The sequence below is a fragment of the Dictyobacter arantiisoli genome (assembly GCF_008326305.1).
Taxonomy (GTDB): Bacteria; Chloroflexota; Ktedonobacteria; order Ktedonobacterales; family Ktedonobacteraceae; genus Dictyobacter; species Dictyobacter arantiisoli.
On record NZ_BIXY01000020.1, the window covers coordinates 1 to 24,723 of the forward strand.

The following is a 24,723-nucleotide window of genomic DNA, read 5'->3' on the forward strand; positions in this document are numbered from 1 at the left end:
TTTTTGCCTTTAAATCTGAGCTGTATCGTTTCCGTGGTCCTGCCATCATCTTTCTCCTTTTGCACTCGTTCTGATACAGCTATTTTATCTTATTGACCTGTCCAGGATTACGGGACCATTATATAGATATGGTTAGCTGTTGATGGCTTGGGAAGATAATAAGAGTATGGAATACCCAATTGAGATAAACCACGTCTGCTTAACCATACATAGCTAGAATGCTCTTTTAATACTTTCCTGGGTGTCTCGATCAACGCAAGTTGTAACCAGCGGTCAATTGCATTACGAGTTGCTGAGATACTTAACGTTCCTTCTGTCTTCGTTGCTTGTTTCGCGTTTCTACCTAATAATTTTTGAAGTTGATCAAAAGATATACAAAATTGCTCTGATATCCACGTTAAGGTAAAAATATCACGCTCGGTGATTTGCAGTACTCCGGCGTCCCTACGGCGCTTTTTCTCCGTCACCTCCATGTATAACTCCTGCATGTATAAATGTTTGTTAATGGCTTAAATTATTGTATAACAAATAGGGCTGTGGGTTCAATATGAAAGGGTAGCATAAAGGGTAGTATAAAGGGTGATAGCTTAAAATAAATACGTTTGCATCTCCCGGTCTTCATGTGAGTAATAATTTAATACTAACCTGGGCCTTCTCTTGTTTGCTAGTTGAGAGTGACTAGAACTATCAAATAGGCTCTATTGCGTGGTGTTGATGTGATTGGGCTAAAAGCAGTGGTATTATGTTGGTCTGTATATTTGATGGTGGCAAAAAAAGTAGTTGAGAGGTAGTTAAGATAGTCTGAGGGCACAAAATAAGGCCGTTTAGAGGTAGAAATTGTGTTCTGAATTACTACCCTTTATACGGCCTTGTTGCTGGCTTTTTGTACTAGTAAATCCATTCCAAAAATGCTACATTGTGTCCTACCTCTGATAAACGAAGCTAACAAAGCTGTGAGACCCAGACCCAGGAGGCCGTTCGGGAAGTAATGGGCCATCGCAAAAGGAATAGCCATGTTATAAGAGTTCTCGAAACCACCACCGTGTCCCAGGCCAGGCATGACAGAGATGAAGACCAGGCCAGGAATAATCGCAAGGAAAGGGAAGAACAACTTCGGAAAGGCTGCAATCAGCGGCGTGCGCTCTGCCGCAGCCTCATCTTCAGCTGCCAGCGCTCGTTGCACTACCAGAAAGTCAGTACACCAGTATCCAAAGCTCAGCACAAATCCAAGCCCCAGAATAATACCAATAAAGTTTACTCCGAAAGGGTTATTATTGGTGGCCGTATTAGCCCAGAGATGGAAAAATTGGGGATTGGCAATTCTTGCCTTCAAGCCATCCCAACCACCGACACTGGTCAAGCCAATAATCGTGAGCGGTAAGAGACCAGCCACAATCAAGAAAAACTGCAACGTTTCATTGATGATAGAAGAAGTCAAACCACCAAGCAGGATGTAGACCATAATGAACAGGGCCGCTAACCAGATACAGGTATTGAGGGACCAACCCAACAATACATTGAAGACCAGTGCAGCGGCATACATATTGATACCACTCGTCAACAGCGTCAACACGGCAAATGAAAGGGCATTGAAGCCTCGCGTGGCCTCGTTATACCGCATTTTCAAGAAGCCGGGCACTGAATGAGCCTTACTGCCATAATAGAAGGGCATCATAAAAATTGCCACAAAAATCATGGCTGGAATGGCACCAATCCAATAAAAATGCGCCTGCATGAATCCGTATTGAGCAGCATTTGCGCCCATACCAAGAATCTCAAGCGCACCCAGATTAGCACCCACAAACGCCAACCCAGTTACCCAACTGGGAAGCGAACGGCCAGAAAGCAAGAAGTCCGATGAGGATTTCATACGCCGTCTGAGTGTAAATCCAATCCCCAGTGTTACTACAAAATAGATGCCAATGATCAAGTAGTCTATCCAGTTCGCATTAGCTGTCACGCGAACTGCAGCAGCGGCATCGATAATCATAAACACATCTCCCTTGACATGGATACAATAGGTAAGAGAGCAGCACACTAATAGTAAAACCTATTAAAAACGTGAGGACAATTACCTATGTAGAGAAAGAATAAGTAAAGAAGATAGAGATAAAATAATTATCTCAAATGGTAATAAAACTACTCTCTAATCACGAAGTAAGGAAGAATTTAGCTTCACTTGTAGAGCTCAATAGAGTGGGAGAATTGGGGAACAAACCGGGCATAAAGCCTTGTTTAGGAAAGCAGAGTGATCATTACAATCCCCAGCATCGGGCAGTAGAGCTTAATCAACGAGAAGAAAGAGAAAAAATTTATGGCAAAGCCTCAGTTTCGAGGTGAAGTACGTGCGCCAGATTTTCCAGTTGGGCTGGATTGGCTCAACAGCGATCATCCTTTGCATATCAAGGAATTGCGCGGACAACTGGTTATCCTACATTTTTGGACCTTCTGCTGTATTAATTGCATGCACGCTCTGGCTCAACTACGTGTCATCGCAGAGGCTTTTCCAGATACATTGACCATTATTAGCGTACACTCACCTAAATTTCCTCGTGAACAATTTACCAATAGTATCCGCGATGCTGTCCTGCGCTATGGCATTGATCATCCAGTTGTTAATGATCGGAACATGCATCTCTGGCAGCAATATGCTGTACGCGCATGGCCGACACTCATGTTTATCGATCCAGAAAATCGCGTCATTGGACGACATGAGGGAGAGATTGTACCAGAGGCGGCGATCGAACAAATTCGTCCCATGCTTGAAGAATTTGAAGAGCGCGGATTATTGACGCATCAACCGCTGTACTTCACTCATGAGGTTGCCTCACAATCCTATCTGGCCTTTCCTGGTAAACTCTGCCTGGATGAATCAGCAGATCGTCTGATTATCAGTGATAGTGGTCATCATCGCCTCATTGAAACCAGCCTCAGTGGTCAGGTGCGTCGAGTGATTGGCACAGGATTAGAGGGCCACGCCGATGGAGCCATTGATGCTGCGAGCTTTCGCCGTCCGCAAGGAGTAACGCTGGCGGATAACGTACTCTACGTGGCAGATACTGAAAATCATTTGATCCGTCGTGTGGATCTCGATACAGAAAGAGTTGATACAATCGCTGGTACAGGTGATCAGGCTGGCCTTGTTGAGACGCCGACCAGCGGTCCCGCACACGCTGTAGCCCTGGATTCTCCCTGGGATGTACAATATAGAGATAAGGCGCTGTACATCGCCATGGCGGGCACTCATCAAATCATGCGCTTCCACCTGGAACGCGAGGAGATCGAGATATTCGCCGGCAAAGGACCTGAAGGCATTGGAGATGGTCCTTCTAAGGAGGCTTTTTTCGCCCAGCCAAATGGTCTGGCCTTAAGCACACAAAACCTTTATGTCGCTGATAGCGAAACCAGTGCGATCCGCAGCGTCAATCTGGATGCAACGCGACAGGTACAGACCCTTGTTGGTGAGGGACTCTTTGTATTTGGTGATCAGGATGGTACTGGTGAACAAGTACGCTTACAACATGTGCAGGGTATCTGTTTTTCTGCTGGCAAGCTTTATCTTACTGATACCTATAATAATCGCATTAAAGTACTCGATCCACATACCCGTCAGGTGACAACCTTAGCTGGTACGGGCGAAGCAGGTCTCAGCGATGGGACATTTCAAGGCGCACTCTTTAATGAACCCGCTGGTATTGCCAGTGCCGCTGGAAAACTCTACGTTGCGGATACCAATAATAATGTGGTACGTATACTAGATCTGCGCACCAGTATGGTAACAACACTAAATATAGAAGCACCTCTTAAGTAAACAAAACACGGAAATGTTCGCTGTGGAAGGTTTTAACAATATAATATGAGGAGGGTAGATAGCGTGAAGATTCTTCAAGGAGAGCGCATTGGAGCACAAGGAGTACTCAGTGTAAGCAGTTCAGCTGTCATCTATGATCCCAGTGGACAAAAAGTGCTCTTAACACGCCGGAGCGATAATGGCCGCTGGTGCCTACCGGGAGGACAGATGGAAGTTGGCGAAAGTATCGAGGAATGCTGTGTACGTGAGATTAAAGAGGAGACAGGCCTCGATATTGTCATCACCAGGCTGGTGGGTATCTACAGTTCCCCGCATATGTTGCTCGTCTATGCGGATGGCAATCGCTATCAGATTGTTAACCTTTGTTTTGAAGCGACAGCCCTCAATCAAACCCTGAGCTTAAGCGATGAGACGACTGAGGTTGGCTATTTCAGTCGTTCCGAAATGGCTAATCTAGACATTATGCCACACCATCTACAACGCATGCTAGACGCATTTGCTCAACAAATACTACCGAGACTCCAGTGATATAATTGATAGTAGAAATGCCTCACAAGCATAGTGTGGTTCCAAGATGTCTGACTCAGACAATGCTTTCATCCAACTCGCTTTATGAGATACAATGGATGGTATGATCATTTACTCACCCGAGTACACTTACTTTGAACACAGTTAGCGAAGGAGCTTTTATATGACTATAACTTTTGAAGATGCCCTATCGCATGCACAAAAACCATTTATAAATGAAGCATTGACTGATTTTTCAAAGGAAGAACTAAGATATGCCCAGGCAATGGCGCTTGAGCAGGTGAAAAATGAACTTGGTCAAACCTATCCACTGATTATTGGTGGCAAAAAAATTGTGAATGAACGGACCTTTACGTCCTTCAATCCAGGTCAACCTGATCAGGTCATTGGAAAGTTCTCATCTGCAAACAGCGCCCAGACTCAAGAGGCTATCCAGTCCGCTAAAACAGCCTTTGAAACATGGAAACGCGTACCAGCTACGGAGCGCGCAGGATATCTCTTCGCGGCAGCAGCCCTGATGCGTCAACGCCGCTTCACAATGAATGCCTGGATGATTTATGAGGTTGGCAAAAGCTGGCCGGAAGCTGATGGAGATACCGCCGAGGCCATTGACTTTCTTGAGTTCTATGGCCGTGAAATCTTACGTCTGGCGGATGAACAGCCAATCACCCATATTGATAGTGAAGACAACGAACTTGTCTATATTCCATTGGGTGTCGCGGCTGTCATTCCTCCCTGGAACTTTCCCTGTGCCATCATGGCAGGTATGACCAGTGCCGCCTTTGGAGCTGGCAATACTGTTGTGCTCAAACCAGCCAGTACTGCACCGACTATCGCCTATCAATTTATACGCATCCTGGAAGAGGTTGGCTTACCTGCAGGAGTTGTCAACTATATCACGGGATCAGGTGCCGCAATTGGTGATACTCTGGTAGACAGCCCAGATGTACGGTTCATCTCATTTACAGGATCGCGGGAAGTCGGTTTGCATATCTATGCGCACGCCGCACACACCCAAGCAGGACAGCGCTGGCTCAAACGTACAATCCTTGAAATGGGTGGCAAAGACGCAATCATCGTGGACGACACCGCTGATGTAGAAGCGGCAACCGCAAGCATCGTCTCATCAGCCTTTGGTTTCCAGGGACAAAAATGCTCAGCAGGGTCACGAGCCATTATCCTCGCCTCCGTTTACGATGAGGTAGTAAAAAGAGTAGTTGAAAAAACACGTAAACTCACTATAGGGGATGTCACGCAACCAGAGACCTATCTGGGAGCAGTAATTGACCAGCAGGCACATAAAAAGATTATGGAATACATTGAGATTGGCAAAGGCGAAGGAAAACTCGTTCTCGGTGGGCAATCTCATGGTCCAGGCTATTTTATTGAGCCAACCATTTTTATAGATGTTGATTCCCATGCTCGCATTGCGCAAGAAGAGATCTTTGGACCTGTACTCACCATCATTAAAGCAAAAGATTTTGATGATGCTCTCACGATTGCCAATGACACTGAATTTGGCCTGACTGGCTCACTTTACTCGACTGACGCACAACATATTGACCGTGCGAAAGAAGAGTATCATGTTGGCAATCTCTACTTCAATCGTAAGTGTACAGGAGCACTGGTAGGTGTCCATCCGTTTGGAGGTTTCAATATGTCTGGCACTGATTCTAAAGCTGGTGGACACGACTATCTTCTCCTCTTCACCCAGGCCAAAGCCATATCTGCGAGCAAATAAAGTGAAGGAGCAACTCTTGGCGACCATTACCAAACTGAGCCCGGGTCTCTGGCATATTTCATTGCCATTTCAAGGAGAACATGATGTCATTGGAGCATACGTACTGGCAGGCAAAGATGAGGTTGCACTCATTGATCCTGGTCCAGCCACGACAATTGATGCCCTGATCGCCTCATTAGAAGAGATCGAGATTAATCCACAGAAAGTAACTCATATTCTGCTGACACATATCCATCTGGATCATGCGGGTGGAGTGGGAAGCCTACTCCATCATATGCCAGATGCACGGGTTCTTGTTCATAGCAAGGGAGCCCCTCACATTGAAGATCCAGCGAAACTGATCACAAGCGCAACACGCATCTATAAGGATCAGATGGAAGAGCTCTGGGGAAAAATCGAGCCGGTTCCTGTAGAGCATATTCAGATACTCGAAGGTGGTGATACACTCAATATCGCTGGTCGTCGCCTGGAAGTTCACTATACGCCAGGGCATGCCAGCCACCATATCGTCTTCTTTGATGTTCATTCAGGAGAATTATTCGCAGGCGATGTCGCAGGGGTACGTTTGCCGCAGGTTGATTATGTACGTCCACCGACGCCACCACCAGATTTGGATATTGAAGCCTGGTCAAGTAGTATTGATCTGCTTAAAAAACTTCATCCAGACGTTTTGTATCTGGCCCACTTTGGACCAATTCACGGCGTCATTCCCTATCTGGAAAGGTTACGAGCTCAAATTTTTGCCTGGGGAGATATCGTCCTGCAAGCTTTACAGGAGAAAAAGACGGAATCTGAAATAGTCCAGCTCTTGATTACAAAAACAAAACCAGAACTACAGCGTAAAGGTGCCAAGGCGGATCTTATGAAACGCTATGATCTGGCCACAAACTATGAGATGACGGCTCAAGGTTACATCCGCTACTGGAAAAAAGTACATCCAGATCAAGTTTAAAGCGTACTAACTTGCGATGCCAGTTATCTATCATTTTGCCCGTTACATAAGGCATTTAATTTCCATGCCTTTTGCGGTCTTTGCTCATAAGTTTTCGCACCTGCGGTGCTCAAAACAGTTTTTAGTGTGTGGTGCAGGACAAGGTGCTGTGCACCTTGTCCTGCACCACACACTAAAAAGGAGTGGGTGCTGACGCGCCCACCTGTGGGTGAACCACCAAAGACCGATGATGGGAATCAAACACTTTGATAAAAGATTTTTTTACGCATAATATAATAACGTTTGTTGTAACTGCTACCTTTCAAAGGTGCAATATGTCTGACAGGTTTCGCACCAACCAGTATGCTGCCCATCTTGCTCCTGCACGGCCGTTAAACGTCGCGCACATCGACAGATATATCCATGAAAACGCGCGGGATTCCCAAATACCAGCGCATGAGAGGGAACATCATGTGTCACGACAGAACCAGCCCCAATCAAGGCAAATGAGCCAATGGTTACACCACAGACAATCACCGAAGCAGCCCCAATCGACGCTCCATAGCAAACGATGGTAGGCGTAACCTCCCAATCAGTAGCGCCCTTCAATTGTCCAGCAGGTGTAATAGCCCGAGGGAACATATCATTGGTGAAACAGACATGAGGACCAATAAATACACCATCCTCCACGGTTACTCCCTCAAAGATCGAGGCATGATTCTGGATTTTTACCCGCGATCCAATTGAAACATGAGATTCGATATAGACACCTTTGCCAATATTGCATTGCTCACCAATAGTAGCAAAGGTGCGTACATGTGCCTGACGCCAGATGCGTGTTCCAGATCCGACATGTGCGCCAGCTTCAACCTCGGCCTGAGGGTGAACATAAAACAATTGCTCTTGCATTATAAACCTTTTTTATAGCTAGCATTAGTGAAATTCTTACGAATAAAAGGGAACCAACGCATGTGCGCGATAAATCCCCATAGTCCTGCTGATGCCACCGCAACAATCAACCAGTGTTGATCTACATCGGCTTCAATACGCTTCAAACGATAGGGATCAGTTGCTGGTGTATTGAAGCCATAAGTCGTCGTGAGAGCCCAATCATAACCGGCCTCCTGAACAGCCTGCACAACGGCAGTTCCAATATGCTGCTCCTGACCAACAGGGTAGGCAAAAGAACGGATTGGGTGACCGAGTTTCTGTTCAAGCACCTGCCGACACTCGGTTACTTCACGCTTGATCTCAGAGGCATCCGAGAGATAGGACAAAATGGGATGGTGCATGGTATGTGCCCCAAAGGAGATCCAACCACTTTGCTCCATCGCTCGTGCCTGGTCCCAATTGATTGGCAAATGTTCCCGATCCTGTTCACTTTGGGTAGAGGATGACGATAATTTAAGCAATTCGCGAGCAGTTGTAAGAAATGTTTCACGCTCAGCAACCGACGTTGCATGGCGGGTCCGCTCATCAATAAATTGGGCCATTGCTACACGTCCATCCTCATGCTGTAGCTGAAAGGTTTGCTTCTCCAATAACACCTCAGGCACCGCTGTATGACGTGCCATATACTTACCTTCAAACCACCAGAAACGTTGACCTGAATTGATATAACCGGGGATCAAGTAAATTGACAGAGGCACACAATAATCGTGTGCTAATTGCATTCCATAGCTAAAATTATCAGTATATCCATCATCCAGCGTCACAACGAGAGGGGTACGCCGATCTTTTTTGCCCTGACACATAGATAACATAACAGATCCACTATAAAGTTCAGCAAGGGCTGCCTCGACTGGCATTATCCGATAATGTTTACGTAAGTACAGCAGATGTTGTAAAAAAGCGCCACCAGTAGCAGTATGATAGTTCACAATGATTACACGTTTCCCGGCATGTCTTGTCCACCAGCGAGCCAGAGCGACCAGGCCACTATAATAGAAACAACCAGCGAGATAAATCAATAACCGTCTACGCATTCAATCATGCCCCCCATTACTCCAAACACTGCATCCCATAGCCAGCGTTCCAGATAATCCTTATCTCAAGCTACATATTGTATGATCTATCATTTGAAAAATGAGAATCTAGACGACATTCATCGTTCCACACTCGACCAGCATTGATCATCCACCTCCCATATTGCTGGAATGGATGATCAAGCGGAAGCACGAAAAAACTGTGCATTTCATGTAAGGCATATTTGATACGCCAGCAGCCTAAAAGGAACGAACAACCTGTTTTGCAATAGCATTGGCTGCGCGTCGTGCTGCCGCCCCGGCGCCAACCACGAAACGATAGAATGGACCAAAGCTACGTGCGGAGGAAAAACCCAGGAAGTAGAGACCTGGAATATTGGTTTCAAACCAGTTGCTCAAGACAGGCGAGCCTCGATGTGTGCGCAAGGCATCTTTCAAATCCTGATCGAGCATAGGAAGTTCCTTCACATCAGGACGATAACCAGTACCAAGAATGACATGATCAAACGACAGAATCTCGCCAGTTGTGAGTGTAATCCGGGCCTGTTCATCGACTGCTGCTATTTTTTCAATCCGGGCATTTTCTTTGATGGTTACCTTATCAATGAGGCGTGTTTTCAACCAGACTGATCCAGCAGGTCCATGTGTGGTATCCAATACATGATCGCGACGGCTACGTGGCGCATGCTGGAACACATAAGGATATTTTTCAAGCAGGAAATTCATCCAACCATTCCCCATACCTGCCTGGGGTGCACGTGCCGCTCGAATCAAAGCAGGAATTTTCATATTCTCAACTGGTAACCAGCGTATAGAGCGACGGCATAAGACAGTCACATCAGCCCCTTGCTCATGGAGCAGGGCCGCAGATTCTAATGCTCCTTGTCCAGCGCCAATCACGGCTACTTTTTTCTGCTTAAAGGCCGTAAAACTGGCGTAATCAGATGAATGTGAAACCAGTGCTTTCGGCATATGCGCATATTCTGCCGGTGAATAGAGATAATAATGCAAGCCAGGAGCCATCACAACAGACTTACTCAAGACAACGCGCCCATCTGCTAATGTCACCCGAAACTGTTCATTGGTGCGTTCGATATTGCTAATATAGGTTTCGTCGAGATCAGGGACAGCATGTTCCTGAAACCAGAGCCCATAATCAATAAATGTTTCCCGTGGCAAAGGATTGGATGGCTGAATGCTTTTCTCGGTGAAATAGCGTGCCATAGTGTATTTGTTTTGCGGATCAGACAAATTAGTTGCCCACCAATAAGAGCGTAAGAGCATTCCATCAGGCATATGATTACGCCAGAAATAGATTGGCTTCCCAAATGTCGCAACTTTTAAGCCATGGCCCAATAAATGTGCTGATACCGAAAGCCCATATGGCCCCGCCCCTAATACAACGACATCATATTGCGCCGAGGGAGTGGATTCTTGAGACTTTTTTGCATTTAAAGAGACATTCATTCTTTCGTCCTCCTAAAAGATCGTTGCCCAACCTGTTTTTTGGCGCGCGAGAGGAAATCCTTCGAGGCGATCCAGGCGGGGGAAAGATCCTGCCAATCAACATAATCATAGCCAGTTGGAATAAAAAAACTGGTGCCAAAATTGAGGAGCGTCTGTACTGGAGAAGTAACACCCGGTCGTCCACGCGCCTCTAGCGCCTCTACAGTAGAGACAATATCTCCTCCAAGGTAGCGCATCCAACGTCCTATTTGATATCCTTTAATGGGCTGCAAACGTTCGCCGCTAGCCCATTGATAGAGGAGATAAGGAAAATCAATGCCCGCTCGTACTGCAACCTCAACAGAGGCAGACAGACGAGGATTGATTTCCATCAGATAAGGCTTACCCCTCGCATCACGACGGAACTCAACTTCAGAATATCCTTCCAGATCGATTTCACGTACCAACAATTCCGCTTGAGATCCAATATCTTCTGGCATTGCAATGCTCTGCCGCAGCACAGAAGTACCTCCAAGGGGGGGTTGCGTTCGTTTAGCCCATTGAGCAAAGCGAGCAGCGATATCCCCACGGGCATACAGAAGACTCACTGCTTCACGTCGACCCGCCAAAAATTGTTGAAACAAGGTCGTGCCACCAGAACAGGTTAATTTTTCAACTGCCCGACGAGCTTCATCCGGGGTCGTCACAAGTTCACACAGTAAACGTAGCCCTTGTTGTTCTCCCCACAGCCAGGTCTCAATAGGCTTGATAACAGCTGGCAAACCAATCTCATGGATTGCCTCGCTTACCTCATCAATTCCAGATACGACAACACCCTCTGGCACGCCAATGCCCAGTCGGCGTGCGACCTCAAGCGTCTGGCCCTTATTCGTTGCCGCCTCCAGGGCGGATTCTTTGGCCAGAGCCAGCCGTGTATGGCGCTCAATAGCAGTGCGGTACTCGCGTAGTACAGCCAGAGTGCCATCGGAAGAGGCGAAAACGACACCTGCACCAGTATGCGTCAGTAACTGCTGCAGATAGGTTGTATAAGCTTCAGTATGCCGATCATAAACCGGAGCTCGATATGAGTGCGCGCACCATCGTGAAGCAAAAGTTGGGACATACTTTGCATCACGTGTTTCCAGAGCGGCAACATGCAGACCACGCCGCCCCAGCGAACGGATCGTCACCAGAGATTGCCGCAAATTCGCATCCAGAATCAAAGCATCATAGGTAGCTGGATGTTCTTGCCGAGCCATATCAGTAATCTCTGAGGAGGCAACGACAGGTTCAATGGACTTCTCCAGATCAGAAGTATTACTTTTTAAAGAATCTTGCATACTTTTTCCTCACCCGAGATACCACACCCAGTAAACCAACGAGTTCGGCAGCCATGACTATCCAATGCACATCGATATTTCCTGGCATTCGAGCCAACCACAAAGGATCGGCCTGGCTTGCATTTATATCTTCAATCGTTGTCACTGCCCAGCGATAGCCTGCGGTCTGCACTGCCAGCAGACCCTGTTTCCCGATATGTTGAAATTTCCCTATGGGATATGCGAAGGAACGGACAGGATGCCCCAGTTGCTCTTCCAGCATTGCGCGCGAAGCCTGGACTTCATACAACACCTCTGCTGGATCAGACAGATAACTAAGAATGGGATGATTGACCGTATGAGCCCCGAATGAAATCCATCCCGTCGCTTCCATCTCACGAATTTGAGCCCAGGTAAGTGGAAGCAATGGATCAACAGCCTGACCCGCAATATCAGCCTCACGCACAGGCAACTTCACACCGAGTTGCAACTGTATATCAACGAGTAGCGCTTCCCTTTCTGCGACAGAAGTTGTGTGGCGGATGCGTTTATCAATCATCTCACTCAAGGCCAGGCGCTGCGTGGGAAGCTGATATGTTTTATTTTCAAAGGAGATATCTTTATCTGGCAGTTGCTGTACCAATTGCGCGCTGGCCAACCACCAGAAATACTGTCCACTGGTGATATAGCCAGGAATCACAAAAATGGTTACCGGAATGCGATAGCGCTGTGCTAATCGAAATCCCTCAGTATAGTTATCCTGATAGCCATCATCGAATGTCAGTACCAGCGGCAAACGTCGATGTTCATGTTCCCGTACAGGCTCTTGAGAATACAATTCTGTCAGAGCCTCTTCGAGATGCATGATGCGATAATGCCGCTTAAGATACCTCAACTGGGAAGCTAGATTGCCTCCGGCATTATGATAGTTGAGGATTAAAAGCCTGGGATCAGAGCGCTCTTTGAACCAGAGCGCGAGTCTGGTAATACCCGTACAGTAAAAAAAGAGTGCAGCTATTATACGCAAACGTTCGTACATAAATCCCCCCCCATAAAATCCCCCATCTATTCCTCACAATCAAAAAGCATAGCTACCACTACTTTCGACGCGCAGCAAAGCGTGCTGTTGCACTGGCAACCCGTCGGCCAGAAGCATGCGCACCAACCACAAAACGATACAAGGGGCCAAAAGAACGAACGGCACTTAAACCCACAAAGTATAAACCCGGCACACTACTTTCGAACCAGGGATTTAAGATTGGAATATCCTGATCGGATTTGATCTGTTTGGATAGCGCGGGACTAAGCATGGAGAGCTGAGACAGATGCACCTCATAGCCAGTTCCAAGTAAAACGTGATCCACATGAAGTTTCTGGCCGTCGGAGAGAGTTACATCGATACCATCGTCCTGCGTTTTCATCTCAGTAATCGAGGTTTTCTCATGTATGTTCACTTTCCCAATAACCCGATCACGCAACCAGGCGGCAGCAGCAGCCTGATAATTGGAGCGGATATAGCGATCTTTCCTGACCTGAGGGAAACGGTGAAACAGATAGGGCAAATATTCCAATGCCCAGTTGGTCCATCCAGGAGCAATGCCAGCATTTGGCTCAGCAATCTTCTCGCGCCACGAACGCTCTGCTGAACGATCTCGCTCCAACCAATTGATTTTATGTCGTGCCACCAGATGCACATCCTCAACCCCACCATCTTCTAACAACAAGGCCGCATATTCAACCGCGCTTTGCCCTCCACCTACGACCAGTAGATGCTTCCCCTGGAACTGGCTATAATCGCTATGATCAAAGGCATGCGAGACCAGTTCCTTGGGAAAGAGGCGAAATTCCTCTGGGCGACGCGTATAATAGTAAACGCCGATAGCCATGACCACAGCCGTCGCCTGGACAATGCGACCATCTTCTAATGTCAGCACAAATTGACCATCTTGCCGATCAACTGAGGCAACATATGTTTCATCCACCTCGGGTACGGCATTTTTTTGAAACCACATGGCGTAATCCAGGAAAACGCTCATCGGAACAGGATAGGGCTTTTCCAACTTATTCAGTTGAAAATAGCGCTCAAAACTATATTTTTTCCGAGGATCTGAAAGATTGGTTGCCCACCAATGCGAGCGCAGGTACATACCAACAGGCATATGGTTGCGCCATAGTTCCATGGGCTTGCCGAAAACCCCGACCTTTAATCCTTTCCCGATCAAATGAGCGGCGGTAGTCAGGCCATAAGGGCCAGCCCCCACAACAACTACATCATATTTTGTTACCAAAGGAGATTGTTGAGATGTTTGTAGATCAGATACGATGCTCACTATAGGCTCCTTTTTGCATGAGATAATCTCTTGCGAACGGCTCCTTCTACCCACTTACGCGTAAATTCCGCAGTCGCTTTTATAGCAGGAGCAAGATCATGCCAGTCAATATAGTCATAACTCATGGGTTGAAAAAATGAGAGGGTAAAACCAAGCACAGCTTGTACTGGCGGCGTTACACCAGGGCGACCACGTCGTTGTAGAGCTTCAATAGTCGTCATAATGTCACCGCTCAAATAGCGCATCCATGTGCCAGTACGGTAAGATGAGATTTTATTGATAGATGTGCCAGTAGACCACTGGTAGAGCAAATACGGGAAATCCACGCCCGCACGAACCGCGATCTCGACTGACGCTGAGAGACGTGGATTAATCTCCATCAGATAAGGAACACCAACATGATCACGCCGGAATTCCACTTCAGAATACCCTTCCAGATCGATTTCGCGGATCAATCGCTCGGCCTGATTGTTAGTATCCAGTGGGAGAGCAATACTCTGTCGTAAGACTGAGGTGCCTCCTAACTGAGGCTCGGTACGCTTGGCCCATTGGGCGAAACGTGCATATATTTCATGGTTGGCGTAAAACAAACTGATCGCTTCACGCCGACCGGTCAGGAATTGTTGAAAGAGCGTTGTACCACCCAGACGAGTTAAATCCTCGACGGCAATGCGGGCCTCCTCATGAGTGGTAACCAGACGAGATGCGAAGCGCGCTCCCTCTATCTGGCCTTCACTCCATAACCAGGATTCAACAGGTTTCACTACGGCTGGTAAGCCGATTTCCTTAAGAGCCGCAGCTACATCATTAACCGCACTGACCGTGACACTACGAGGAATACTCAAACCCAATTGTCTGGCAACCTGCAAGGTCAATTCTTTATTGATAGCTATTTCCAGGGCCGGGTCCTGCGCCAGGGCAATGGTAGCGTGTTTGCTTAGACGTGTACGGTACTGCCGTAACAAGGCAACGGTACTATCAGAAGATGCCAACAAGACACGGGCACCAGTACGTTCTAACCATTGCTCAAGCACCTCAAGATAAGCGGGAGTACCGGAGGGGGCTGAGCAGATAATGCCCTGATGGCACCAGTGTGAAGAGAAAGCAGGAACTGCTTGCCCGGCCTCAAATGCTGCGACCGAGAGCCCCTGTCTCCCCAGTGAACGAATTGATACCAGAGATTGGCGTAATCCCGCATCCAATACCAATACATCATATCTAGAAGCCTTTTTTTCTGAATTTCCAGGTATTCGTTTAGAAACCTCTATTTGGACTTTCTCAGGCAAAATGATATAGGATGAACTATTTACCACACGACACCTCAACAAACGATGTATTCACATTTACACTTTTATATATCTGCACCCTCATTGATAAATGGTTTCCAGAGAGGAGCCAGTAAACTCCAGATGCCCGAGGTCTCCGCCGCAATTAAAAGCCAGTGACGCCGTACATCGACCAGCACACGCTCAAGGCGATAGGGATCGCTTTGAGGTGTTGCTATCCCTTTCGTAGTTGTCACAGCCCAGGTATACATTGCCTCCCGCACAGCTTTCAAGGCTTCCTCACCAATATGTTCAGTACGCCCAATTGGATATGCAAATGTGCGAATAGTATTACCCAGACGTGCTTCCAATATTTCACGTGACCGGGCCACTTCATAATGAACCTCTGAGGGATCAGATAGGTAGGATAATACAGGATGATGCATCGTGTGTGCTCCAAAACAAACCAAACCACTCTGCTGCATTTTCAACACCTCACACCACGTCAATGGAATATTATCATCTTTTAAATCTGATCTGCAATAGTCTTGCTCAGATATGGCTAGTGCCTGCCTGATTTGCGACAAAAACTGGTCACGCCCTGCCACAGAACTGGCTGTTCGTAAACGCATATCAATCAAAGCTGATAATTGCTGTTGCGCTTCGACTGTTCGCAGATGATAGATATGTCCTTCAAAAAGAATTTCTTCTACCGTTGTTTGCGCGACTAAACGTTTCCCTTCCCCCCACCAAAAAAAATCGCCGCTATCAAGATAGCCTGGAATCAGAAAAATGGTAATCGGAACCTGCAACTCAACCGCCGCTTTAAATGCATGGGTATAATTATCGTGGTATCCATCATCAAAAGTTAGTACCAGTGGCGTACGCAGCAACGATTTTTTATTGCCCTGGGAAACATGATAGAGTTCCTCCAATGCCTCATCTAAATGCAAGATACGATAATGGCGCTGGAGATAACGCATATGCTGAAGTATAGAGCCCGCGCTGGCGCGATGATAATTAAGAATAAGCAAATGTGGTCCCTGACGGCGCATTCGCCAGCGACAAAAAGCAACCAATCCACTATAGTAGAAACATGAGGCTAAAATAAGCCTTGCAACCCTGCGCATAAAATCCTTTCTTCCACAAATAATTGGATTAGCCTTCGATCAAAAACCATTCGGATTATGCTTGACGACCAACGCACCCATAACGTTCTTCATTAATGCTTGCATACCAGGGATAGCAGTATCTTTAAAACCACAATTGATATCCGGGTGTAATCGATATTTATCCAACGATACTTCCCAGTAGAGAGAGCCTGTCGCGAAGACCATTGCTCCAGATGGGGCAATATAATAAGCGGAATTACTTACATCTGCCAGTTTTGTTTCACTGCTTACAGTCGCAGAAGCGCTGATAATCTGTAAATTCTTAGGTGTGGTGCTACTATACGAAGGATTGCCTGGTGTGCCATTAGGATTCAGTTGCGCTCGATCCCACTCATATCCCACCAGACCACAGCCATATGCCTGCCCTGGCTGCAAATTTGTGCCTTTCAATAAAGGCAAATTTCCCGCCTGAGGCGCAACAGTCCAGGAAAATCCGTTCTGATCATGGTTGAGGTTTGAAAACATGATACCCACAAGCGCGTTTTCGGGGCGTCCCACCACGGGATCGCGCCAGAAACTCGTGACGACCGAATTGTCCACGTTATACATGGGATCACGCCCCAGATCATTGTTTGCAGTCTCCACTTTATAACAAACAACCGTGCGGTTTGGTACACCGGCACTATCAGGTTCAAAGCGCATCTGCCAGTAGAGCGCATTCGCTCCCATAAAGGCCAGTCCCACTCCCTTATTACGTGCGTCCTCCACCTCACTACGCATCGTCTTAGTCCAATACTCATCATGTCCTAGAGAAATATAAGCTTTATGTGTATTCAGAAGATGTGGAGTTACCTGCACGTCAATATCACTCGCATAAGAGACATCATAACCCTGTCGCTCCATCCAACGTACCGTCTGTGCAATAAAGACGAGAACCTGGCTGGAACCATTTTCGATAGCATAGGGCTTATCGAAAGACACCTTGGTAGCCATTTTCGCGACAGCAGTGCCTTGAAAAAGCTGATCAGCATCATAGAGACTGGAGCCTCCCCAATTATTATAGGACTCATATGTCGTATCAGGAGTAACCGCAAGGTAAGCAGAATGGAGAGAACCAAGCACATCAAAGGGCACATAGGACTGCTTTGCATTGATATCTGTGAACTTCGCCAGATAAACGCCAGAAGTCCAGCCCAGGGGAATTTTTAATGTATACGAAGCTTTCCAATGGGTTTCAATCAAGCCAGTATCTTTAGCAATAGTGCAAGAAGAACAATTCACCAATTGATTTGAGGCAGCATCAAAATACCCCTGGGCCTGCCCGGGCAGATCCAGCACAGAATCCATCAAACGACCACCTAGCCCGTTGTACCATCCCATACGAAATATATCTATTCGATAACGCATCTGAGGCACTTGAGTGCTGACATATAATACGATAGATTTTCCGGGGCGCACAGAGGTTGCCCCTGCATAGGCTTGAATCTGCGTGGTTGATTCATCTCCCGCAGGAATTTGCCATGATGTTGTCCCATTGTGCGCATTCTCACGAACAATCTCGTTACCGGTTACAGAGCTGCTCGCATTATCCTGAAACACGGATAATTGATCATTCGATCGAGCTAACAGAGATGGTGCGAGGAAATAAAAGCAGATCAATGCCCCTGCAATGATAAAAATTGTCACAATAGTAACAACTGACTTCCCTCTCATGCAGAGACCTCCACAGCTTGTTTACTCACAATACCCATATTTCTTCATAGTATTCAGCACAGACAATAGAACATATTCGAACAGAATAGATGACCAATCTGGTAAATAGCAACCTGAAGAATCTTATCCCTACAAAAATACCATAGCTGCTATGTTGAAGAGATGCTCACATTGGTTGAGAATGGGTGATCAAATACCATAACTGTAGAGAAATTTATGTATAAGAAATGCTTAATATTCTTTGCTAGCGATAAAGATACTTATGTTTCTAGGAATGTTTTCTTCTTCTTGACAGTATTTCATCTTTATAAGCTATATTACACAAAGAATGCATAGCGAGCAATGAAGGGAGATTTAGTAGACCTGGGACTCTCAAAAAACCACAAGGGTTACTATCTCAACAAAGGGGTACACATCTAAACAGTATCTCAACATCTCCGGCAACCAGATTACTAATGCGTTGACAGTACCTTCTAGAAGAGAAGAAAAATAGGTATTGGCGCTGTTACTATAATTCAGGGGAACTTATGGTTATTGTTTTACAACAGCACGTTATAACAGTTTGATTGTTTGTCCAGCGATTTATGCAAATACAACATTTTATAGAAGGCAGGCATTGCCAATGTTAACAGTGGAAAAACCTGGTAAGGATGGTATCTAAATGCAGAGTACGCTCAGTCGCTATATACTACTCATAAAACGTTGGGCATGGGTGCTAATACTTGGCATTGTGGTGTGCGGTGGTACAACCTATCTGGTTACCAAACTGCTGATGCAACCGGTTTATGAAGCACAAACACAAATTTTAATTACGCTCGCCGGCAGCTCACAAAATGATAGCACCACAGCGGCGATTGCTCAGCAACCTACGTATAACCAACTCATCACCAACCCCAATGTCCTTGCCCCGGTTGCCGCCAGGCATGGAATGACCCAAGCACAACTGAGCGCAATGGTAAAAACAGCGTCCGGAACAAATACGCCTATCATTGGAGTGCTGGTAGATAACAGTGATCCACAGGTTGCCGCACAACTCTCACATGAGATCGCTCAAAGCTTTACAAACTATGCCAATACCAACCTCGGCAGTCAGGCCAACTTCAACATCATTGATCCAGTTGTTCCCAAAACGCCAGCGCAGCCACGTCCAACCCAGGATGCCCTTATTGGTGCCATGATTGGGCTGGGCTTAGGGCTGGCAATCATCATCATATTTGAATGGATCGACGATCGCCTGACGGCTCCTGAGGAAGTAAATAAGCTCCTTGGTATTGATGCTCTCACGATCATTCCAGAGCTATCACGCAAACAGCGGTCAAAAAATGCTGAAGATACCCCCGAGCTGGCTGAAGGCTGCCGTATTCTGTGTGCAAATCTCAGTATGGCTCAGATGATTCGTCCATTTAAATTAGTCATGATAACAAGTGCATTAGCAGGCGAAGGGAAAAGCACGATTGCAGCAAACATGGCATCCTTCCTCGCCATGTCTGGGAAACGCGTGCTGCTGGTTGATGCTGATTTGCGTCATCCTGTACTGGATCAACACTTCCAGGTCAAAAATCAAAAAGGTCTCTCCAATGCCTTCCTGGAGATGTGGTCACAGGTTGAAGGTGAATTAGATGGTCAACCAACTGAAATTCCCACCCTGCGTATATTAACAGCAGGTGTACTCCCATCTAATCCATCAGAGCTATTACAATCTCAATTGGCCAGCCAACTCTTCAATCATTTCCGTAACATATCCAGGTTTGATTATGTCATTTTCGACTCGCCTCCTTTATTGCCAATTGCAGATGCACAAATCTTAGCGGCATATATGCAGGTTACCATTCTTGTAGTGGATGCCTCCAAAACAGCGCGGAAAGCCATCATTCGTGCGAAGCAGGCACTCAACCGTACAGGCACGCGTATCCTTGGGGTCGCGCTGAATAAGAGTCACTGGCCAGAATTTGGCGAGGTCCACGATTATCTGAATAATATCCAGACGCGTCCCCGAGCAGATTTAACCATGGGTATACCACCAAATACCCCATCGATTAATCACTCAATAGACGCAACGAATACCGCCATTCTCCCTTCAACCAAGGCGAAACACTGACCGGCCAACACATCATGGTCACGCTTTTCGCTGTGGGTACAAGGAGGAGATTTCGTGTTGCATGCATACATTGCTGGTAGCAAGCATACAGAAAGCAAGGATGAATGAAAAACCAACTGCTAGAGAAGATTTCTTCTCGTTCATTGCGTGTTGCAATTATTGGGCTGGGGTATGTGGGACTGCCGTTAGCGACCACCTTTGCTGAGGCGGGCTTTCCTGTCACGGGCATTGATATTGACAAGACAAAAGTGGATCTTGCTAATGAAGGACAGAGCTATATTGCCGATATTGAAAGCAGTACATTACAACGCTTGCGAGCAACCGAGAAGCTAACCTGTACGACCGATTTCACGGTATTAGATGAGATTGATGCCGTTAGTATATGTGTGCCCACACCTTTACGAAAAACACGTGAACCAGATGTCTCTTATATTCTTTCTGCCACACAATATGTACGTGAGCATCTTCATGCAGGGCAGCTGATCATACTTGAAAGTACCACCTATCCAGGGACAACTGATGAAGTGTTACTCCCTGAGCTGGAATCCACAGGCTTAAAAGCGGGGGTTGACTTTTTTCTGGCCTTCTCCCCCGAACGCATTGATCCAGGCAATCCACATTTTGGTACCCAGAATACCCCCAAGATCGTTGGTGGCATTACGCCCCTCTGCACCGAACTGGCACAGGCATATTATGGAGCAGCCATCGAGACAATTGTCCCGGTGTCTTCGGCACGCGTGGCGGAAATGACCAAGTTATTAGAAAATACTTTCCGCGCAGTCAACATCGGCATGGTCAATGAAATCGCCATCATGTGTGAAAAACTCGGCGTGAGCTCCTGGGAAGTTATCGATGCCGCTGCCACTAAGCCCTTTGGCTTTATGCGCTTCCAACCGGGCCCCGGGCTGGGAGGACATTGTATTCCTGTTGATCCGCACTATCTCTCGTGGAAATTGAAAACCCTCGATTACACAGCGCGTTTTATTGAACTGGCTGCCGAAGTGAACAGCAGTATGCCTCATTATGTCGTTGATAAGATTACACATGCGCTCAATGAGCAACGGCGCAGCCTGAATGGTGCAACCATCCTTGTACTGGGCATCACCTATAAACGGGACATCAATGATGTGCGTGAATCGCCCGCGCTCGATATTATTCAAGATTTGCTCAACCGTAAAGCGGTTGTTCTCTATAATGATGATCATGTGCCTACATTAAAACTAAAAGAGCGCACACTCCATTCACAACCTCTCAGCAATGGCCTGCTACAGGCCGCCGATTGTACCGTACTGGTCACCGACCATAGTTATTATGATATTCCTTTTATCGTCCAGGAAGCACGTGCTATCGTGGATACCCGCAATATGACCAGGGGATTTACAGACAGCAAGATATCTAAGTTATAGCTCTGCACTTTTTACGCGCATGTTCGATTATACCGCTGATCTCATATAAATGCGATAGAACGATTGGTAAATAAAACATGTCTCAATCTTTGGATAACGGCAGAAGTGACAGCCGACCATTGACTACAACAAGCGCCCGGCTCATTGCCGTTAAAATAAAATCAGCCAATAAAAATATCTTTCGGGCTTTACTCAGCCTTGCCTCGGCCAATTTACTGATTCGCGTGATCGGCCTTTTGAATCAAATCATAGTAAGTGCACGGTTTGGACAAGATATGCATATGGATGCTTACTATGTTGCATCACTGATTCCAACCACGGTCGCGCCCATGCTAGCCAGCGCAATGGAGGCTTCAGTCATACCAGTCTATGCACATCTTCGGCAAAAAGGAACAAACGAGCAAGCCTCCAGACTCTTCAGCACTCTCCTCAATCTTCTGATCATTCTCAGTATATTGCTCACGGCGGCGATGCTGCTCTTTCAGGTTCCACTACTAAGCATCCTGGCGCCGGGAATCCGCGTATCAGCACCAGCAACCTTTACGATTGCTCGGAGCCTTGCTCCTTTTATCTTCCCCATCCTGGGTTTAATGGTACTGAACAGTTTCATGGAATGCCTGCTTAATGCCGACGGAAAATTTGGCTGGCCAGCTTATGCGGGTATGTTAGTTCCCCTGACGACTGCTACCTGTGTACTGGTCGGGGGGAATTCCATCGGTGTGCTGATGCTCTGTATTGGTTCAGTGATTGGACAACTCCTGCAATTGGGTGTCATTATTTATCGCGCACATAAAGCCCACATTGTCTACCACCCGGTCATGGATTTGCACATTCCCGAATTGAAACCAATTCTGGCTGCAGCCTGGCCAGCATTCTTCGCCGGGCTAATCAGTATGATGAGTCCGCTGGTAGATACATTCTTTGGTTCCTATCAACATGAAGGGACTATAGCCGCTTTAAACAATGCATTGAAATTGAATAGTGTCCCAACTGGCGTAATCTTCTCCGCTGTAGGACGCGCAGCTTTACCATATTTATCAAATCAGGCCGCAATCAAAGATATGAAAGCCTTCAAGGGAACCCTCCGTCTCTACCTCTGGATTGTGGGTCTGGCAACCCTGGCCCTGACCTTCATGATGACGTTCGGTGCCTGGATTATTGTTGCTCTTATCTTTGAACATGGACGCTTTAATGCTCAAGATACCAATCAAACTGCCTGGATTCTGGCTGGGCTCTCAATTGGTATGTTCCCAACAGCCATTGGTTTTATTGTCTCAAGAGCCTTTAGCGCTTTGGGTCGCACCCGCATCTTGATGGGGGTGAGTCTGTTCAGCATGATTGCCAATGCAGCTTTTGATGCAATCTTTGGTCGTTTATGGGGCGGGTTTGGTATTGCTTTTGCAACCTCACTGTATTACTTCTGCACCATGATAATACTGATCGTCACACTCCGTATCATGATTGGGAAGCTTCAGCTATTAACACCTCCCAAAGAATTACGAGAGATAGTACGAAAAATAAGTAGAGGACAGTATCATAGGCAATGGGGAAAGTGGAAGAATACAGTGGGGACAAATATGGGAATAACCTATGCATTACGCAAACAGATGCTACGCGTAGGTTTTGCGGTATCTGTCTTTGCGCTGGGTACCGCCGGTGCCATCTCAAATGCGACATTAACAGTACGCATCGCATTTGGATCAATTCTTGTACTGTCTCTCTTTCGCTATCAATACCTGTTATTAATTGCCTGGGCCTGCATCAATGTTTTTATTGGCTCCTCGCTTCCTCTGTTTAATGGGAATAATTTGCTGTCTGGATTGACGCTACCAACACTGTTACTACTCTTCTATGTACCGACAAAAGAAGCGTTTAAACGCATGCCTTCCTTACCTTTCTGGCTCGCCTACTTTATCTGGATACTGCTCAGCCTGAATATCTCACCGGTCCCTCTCCAACAATTTATGACCCTATGGACCACGCAGTTGGACTTTTTTGCAGTCAGCGTACTGGTGATTATTCTGATCGATAATCGACAGAAACTCCTGCTCTTTATCGACGCCATGATTGCGCCAGCCATCTTCATAGCACTTTATGGCCTCTGGGGCTTCACGACCCATCAACACGGTGTAGTGGATACCACGACAGGCTATTTCCGAATCAGTTCTATCTTTATGGATACACCACCGACCTTAGGGCTTTATCTCTCGGTACTAATTCCAATTGTCATTTATCGACTCTTTACCCTGCGCGGGCTCATCAAAATCTGTGCTGGCATTGCCGTTCTGCTTTTGTTACTGCTCGCCCTGGGTCTCACCTTTAATCGCGGTACATTGCTTGCGGTAGCTGTGGGCCTGGTGATTACGGTTCTCTTCCTACCTTCAAACAAAATCAAAGGACTTGCCATCGGAGGAGGTACTGCGATCATCGGACTCATTTTTCTGGCAACAACCCTTGCCAATATTCCATTACTCAGTCGCTTTGCCAATAGCGATATCAGCTCATTAAATGGCCGTACCTATCTGTGGCAAGCCATCATCGACCACTTCGATCCAGCTCAATTGATGGGCAATGGTATGGAGTCTTCAAACGTATTGCTCACAAACTTAAAAGTTGGCTTTGGAGGCGGCATCATTGCCACTGCGGCCCACAATATTTATCTAGAGTCAATGTATGAGCATGGCATCATTGGTCTGACACTGATGCTGCTTGGCTTTGCCAGCATTGGCTATCTACTGCTCCGCAAATATAAAGGGGCTGGCTACGAACAAAAAATGCTGATCGCTGGTGCTTTTGGAACCTTTATCAGTATCGTTATCCAGGGCTACGAATCAAACGATATCTGGAACCAGGCCGTTGGCATCTACTTCTTCATTTTTGTCGCGCTCCCTTTCTGCCGCTACTGGGATAAAGAGAAACCATTTGTCACTACCGATGCATTGGGGAACGCGGCAGACGCTAGCTCGCTGCGTAATACAGACACACCAGCAAATGAACAAGAAGCGTTGGCGACGGTATGAGGCACGATTGCCTTGTTG

The 24,723-nt window shown here is 46.7% G+C and carries 18 protein-coding genes; 7 read left to right on the top strand and 11 right to left on the bottom strand.

Annotation, left to right across the window (positions count from 1 at the left end; genetic code table 11):
- Window positions 1-107 precede the first annotated feature (107 nt).
- Window positions 108-473: a hypothetical protein gene (locus F1593_RS08840; RefSeq protein WP_149401196.1), complete on the bottom strand. Its 366-nt coding sequence runs from the start codon at window positions 471-473 to the stop codon at window positions 108-110.
- Window positions 474-859: 386 nt separating this feature from the next.
- Entirely contained in the window at window positions 860-1,990 is a 1,131-nt protein-coding gene (locus F1593_RS08845) for a sodium:solute symporter family transporter (RefSeq protein WP_149401197.1), read from the bottom strand.
- A 324-nt stretch (window positions 1,991-2,314) separates the two neighbouring features.
- Between F1593_RS08845 and F1593_RS08850 the strand changes: the two genes are divergently transcribed.
- From F1593_RS08850 to F1593_RS08865, 4 genes are all read left to right on the top strand, one after another.
- The gene (locus tag F1593_RS08850; RefSeq protein ID WP_149401198.1) at window positions 2,315-3,811 is read left to right on the top strand and encodes a thioredoxin-like domain-containing protein; all 1,497 of its coding nucleotides are present in this window, start codon (window positions 2,315-2,317) and stop codon (window positions 3,809-3,811) included.
- A 63-nt stretch (window positions 3,812-3,874) separates the two neighbouring features.
- The gene (locus F1593_RS08855; protein ID WP_235932527.1) at window positions 3,875-4,339 is read left to right on the top strand and encodes an NUDIX domain-containing protein; all 465 of its coding nucleotides are present in this window, start codon (window positions 3,875-3,877) and stop codon (window positions 4,337-4,339) included.
- A 163-nt stretch (window positions 4,340-4,502) separates the two neighbouring features.
- The gene (pruA, locus tag F1593_RS08860; protein ID WP_149401200.1) at window positions 4,503-6,080 is read left to right on the top strand and encodes an L-glutamate gamma-semialdehyde dehydrogenase; all 1,578 of its coding nucleotides are present in this window, start codon (window positions 4,503-4,505) and stop codon (window positions 6,078-6,080) included.
- 16 nt (window positions 6,081-6,096) lie between these two features.
- Complete coding sequence (locus tag F1593_RS08865) at window positions 6,097-7,032, top strand: MBL fold metallo-hydrolase (RefSeq protein WP_172631972.1); 936 nt, start codon at window positions 6,097-6,099, stop codon at window positions 7,030-7,032.
- Between the two features lie 294 nt (window positions 7,033-7,326).
- Here F1593_RS08865 and F1593_RS08870 read toward each other — a convergent pair whose 3' ends face one another.
- From F1593_RS08870 to F1593_RS08910, 9 genes are all read right to left on the bottom strand, one after another.
- Entirely contained in the window at window positions 7,327-7,920 is a 594-nt protein-coding gene (locus tag F1593_RS08870) for an acyltransferase (RefSeq protein ID WP_149401202.1), read from the bottom strand.
- Window positions 7,920-8,996 carry a polysaccharide deacetylase family protein gene (locus F1593_RS08875; RefSeq protein WP_149401203.1) on the bottom strand — a complete coding sequence of 359 codons (1,077 nt, stop codon included), beginning with the start codon at window positions 8,994-8,996 and terminating at the stop codon, window positions 7,920-7,922. Before F1593_RS08875 ends, F1593_RS08870 begins: the two co-directional genes overlap by 1 nt.
- Before the next feature lie 240 nt (window positions 8,997-9,236).
- Complete coding sequence (locus F1593_RS08880) at window positions 9,237-10,463, bottom strand: FAD-dependent oxidoreductase (protein WP_149401204.1); 1,227 nt, start codon at window positions 10,461-10,463, stop codon at window positions 9,237-9,239.
- Window positions 10,460-11,782, bottom strand: a complete 1,323-nt coding sequence (locus F1593_RS08885; protein WP_149401205.1) for a carboxylate--amine ligase — start codon at window positions 11,780-11,782, stop codon at window positions 10,460-10,462. Before F1593_RS08885 ends, F1593_RS08880 begins: the two co-directional genes overlap by 4 nt.
- Window positions 11,760-12,800: a polysaccharide deacetylase family protein gene (locus tag F1593_RS08890; RefSeq protein WP_149401206.1), complete on the bottom strand. Its 1,041-nt coding sequence runs from the start codon at window positions 12,798-12,800 to the stop codon at window positions 11,760-11,762. The genes F1593_RS08885 and F1593_RS08890 overlap by 23 nt, the downstream gene beginning before the upstream one ends.
- 58 nt (window positions 12,801-12,858) lie before the next feature.
- Window positions 12,859-14,091, bottom strand: a complete 1,233-nt coding sequence (locus F1593_RS08895) for an NAD(P)-binding domain-containing protein (protein WP_172631973.1) — start codon at window positions 14,089-14,091, stop codon at window positions 12,859-12,861.
- Entirely contained in the window at window positions 14,091-15,404 is a 1,314-nt protein-coding gene (locus F1593_RS08900; protein WP_149401208.1) for a carboxylate--amine ligase, read from the bottom strand. The genes F1593_RS08895 and F1593_RS08900 overlap by 1 nt, the downstream gene beginning before the upstream one ends.
- 38 nt (window positions 15,405-15,442) lie before the next feature.
- Window positions 15,443-16,486 (bottom strand): polysaccharide deacetylase family protein, encoded by a 1,044-nt coding sequence (locus F1593_RS08905; RefSeq protein ID WP_149401209.1) that lies wholly within the window; start codon window positions 16,484-16,486, stop codon window positions 15,443-15,445.
- A 39-nt stretch (window positions 16,487-16,525) separates the two neighbouring features.
- The gene (locus tag F1593_RS08910) at window positions 16,526-18,181 is read right to left on the bottom strand and encodes a N,N-dimethylformamidase beta subunit family domain-containing protein (RefSeq protein ID WP_149401210.1); all 1,656 of its coding nucleotides are present in this window, start codon (window positions 18,179-18,181) and stop codon (window positions 16,526-16,528) included.
- A gap of 661 nt (window positions 18,182-18,842) precedes the next feature.
- Between F1593_RS08910 and F1593_RS08915 the strand changes: the two genes are divergently transcribed.
- From F1593_RS08915 to F1593_RS08925, 3 genes are all read left to right on the top strand, one after another.
- The gene (locus F1593_RS08915) at window positions 18,843-20,279 is read left to right on the top strand and encodes a tyrosine-protein kinase domain-containing protein (protein ID WP_149401211.1); all 1,437 of its coding nucleotides are present in this window, start codon (window positions 18,843-18,845) and stop codon (window positions 20,277-20,279) included.
- Between the two features lie 104 nt (window positions 20,280-20,383).
- A complete protein-coding gene (locus F1593_RS08920) occupies window positions 20,384-21,685 on the top strand; it encodes a nucleotide sugar dehydrogenase (protein ID WP_149401212.1) in 1,302 nt (433 codons plus the stop codon).
- A gap of 119 nt (window positions 21,686-21,804) precedes the next feature.
- Complete coding sequence (locus F1593_RS08925) at window positions 21,805-24,705, top strand: lipid II flippase MurJ (RefSeq protein WP_216368819.1); 2,901 nt, start codon at window positions 21,805-21,807, stop codon at window positions 24,703-24,705.
- Window positions 24,706-24,723: the final 18 nt, after the last annotated feature.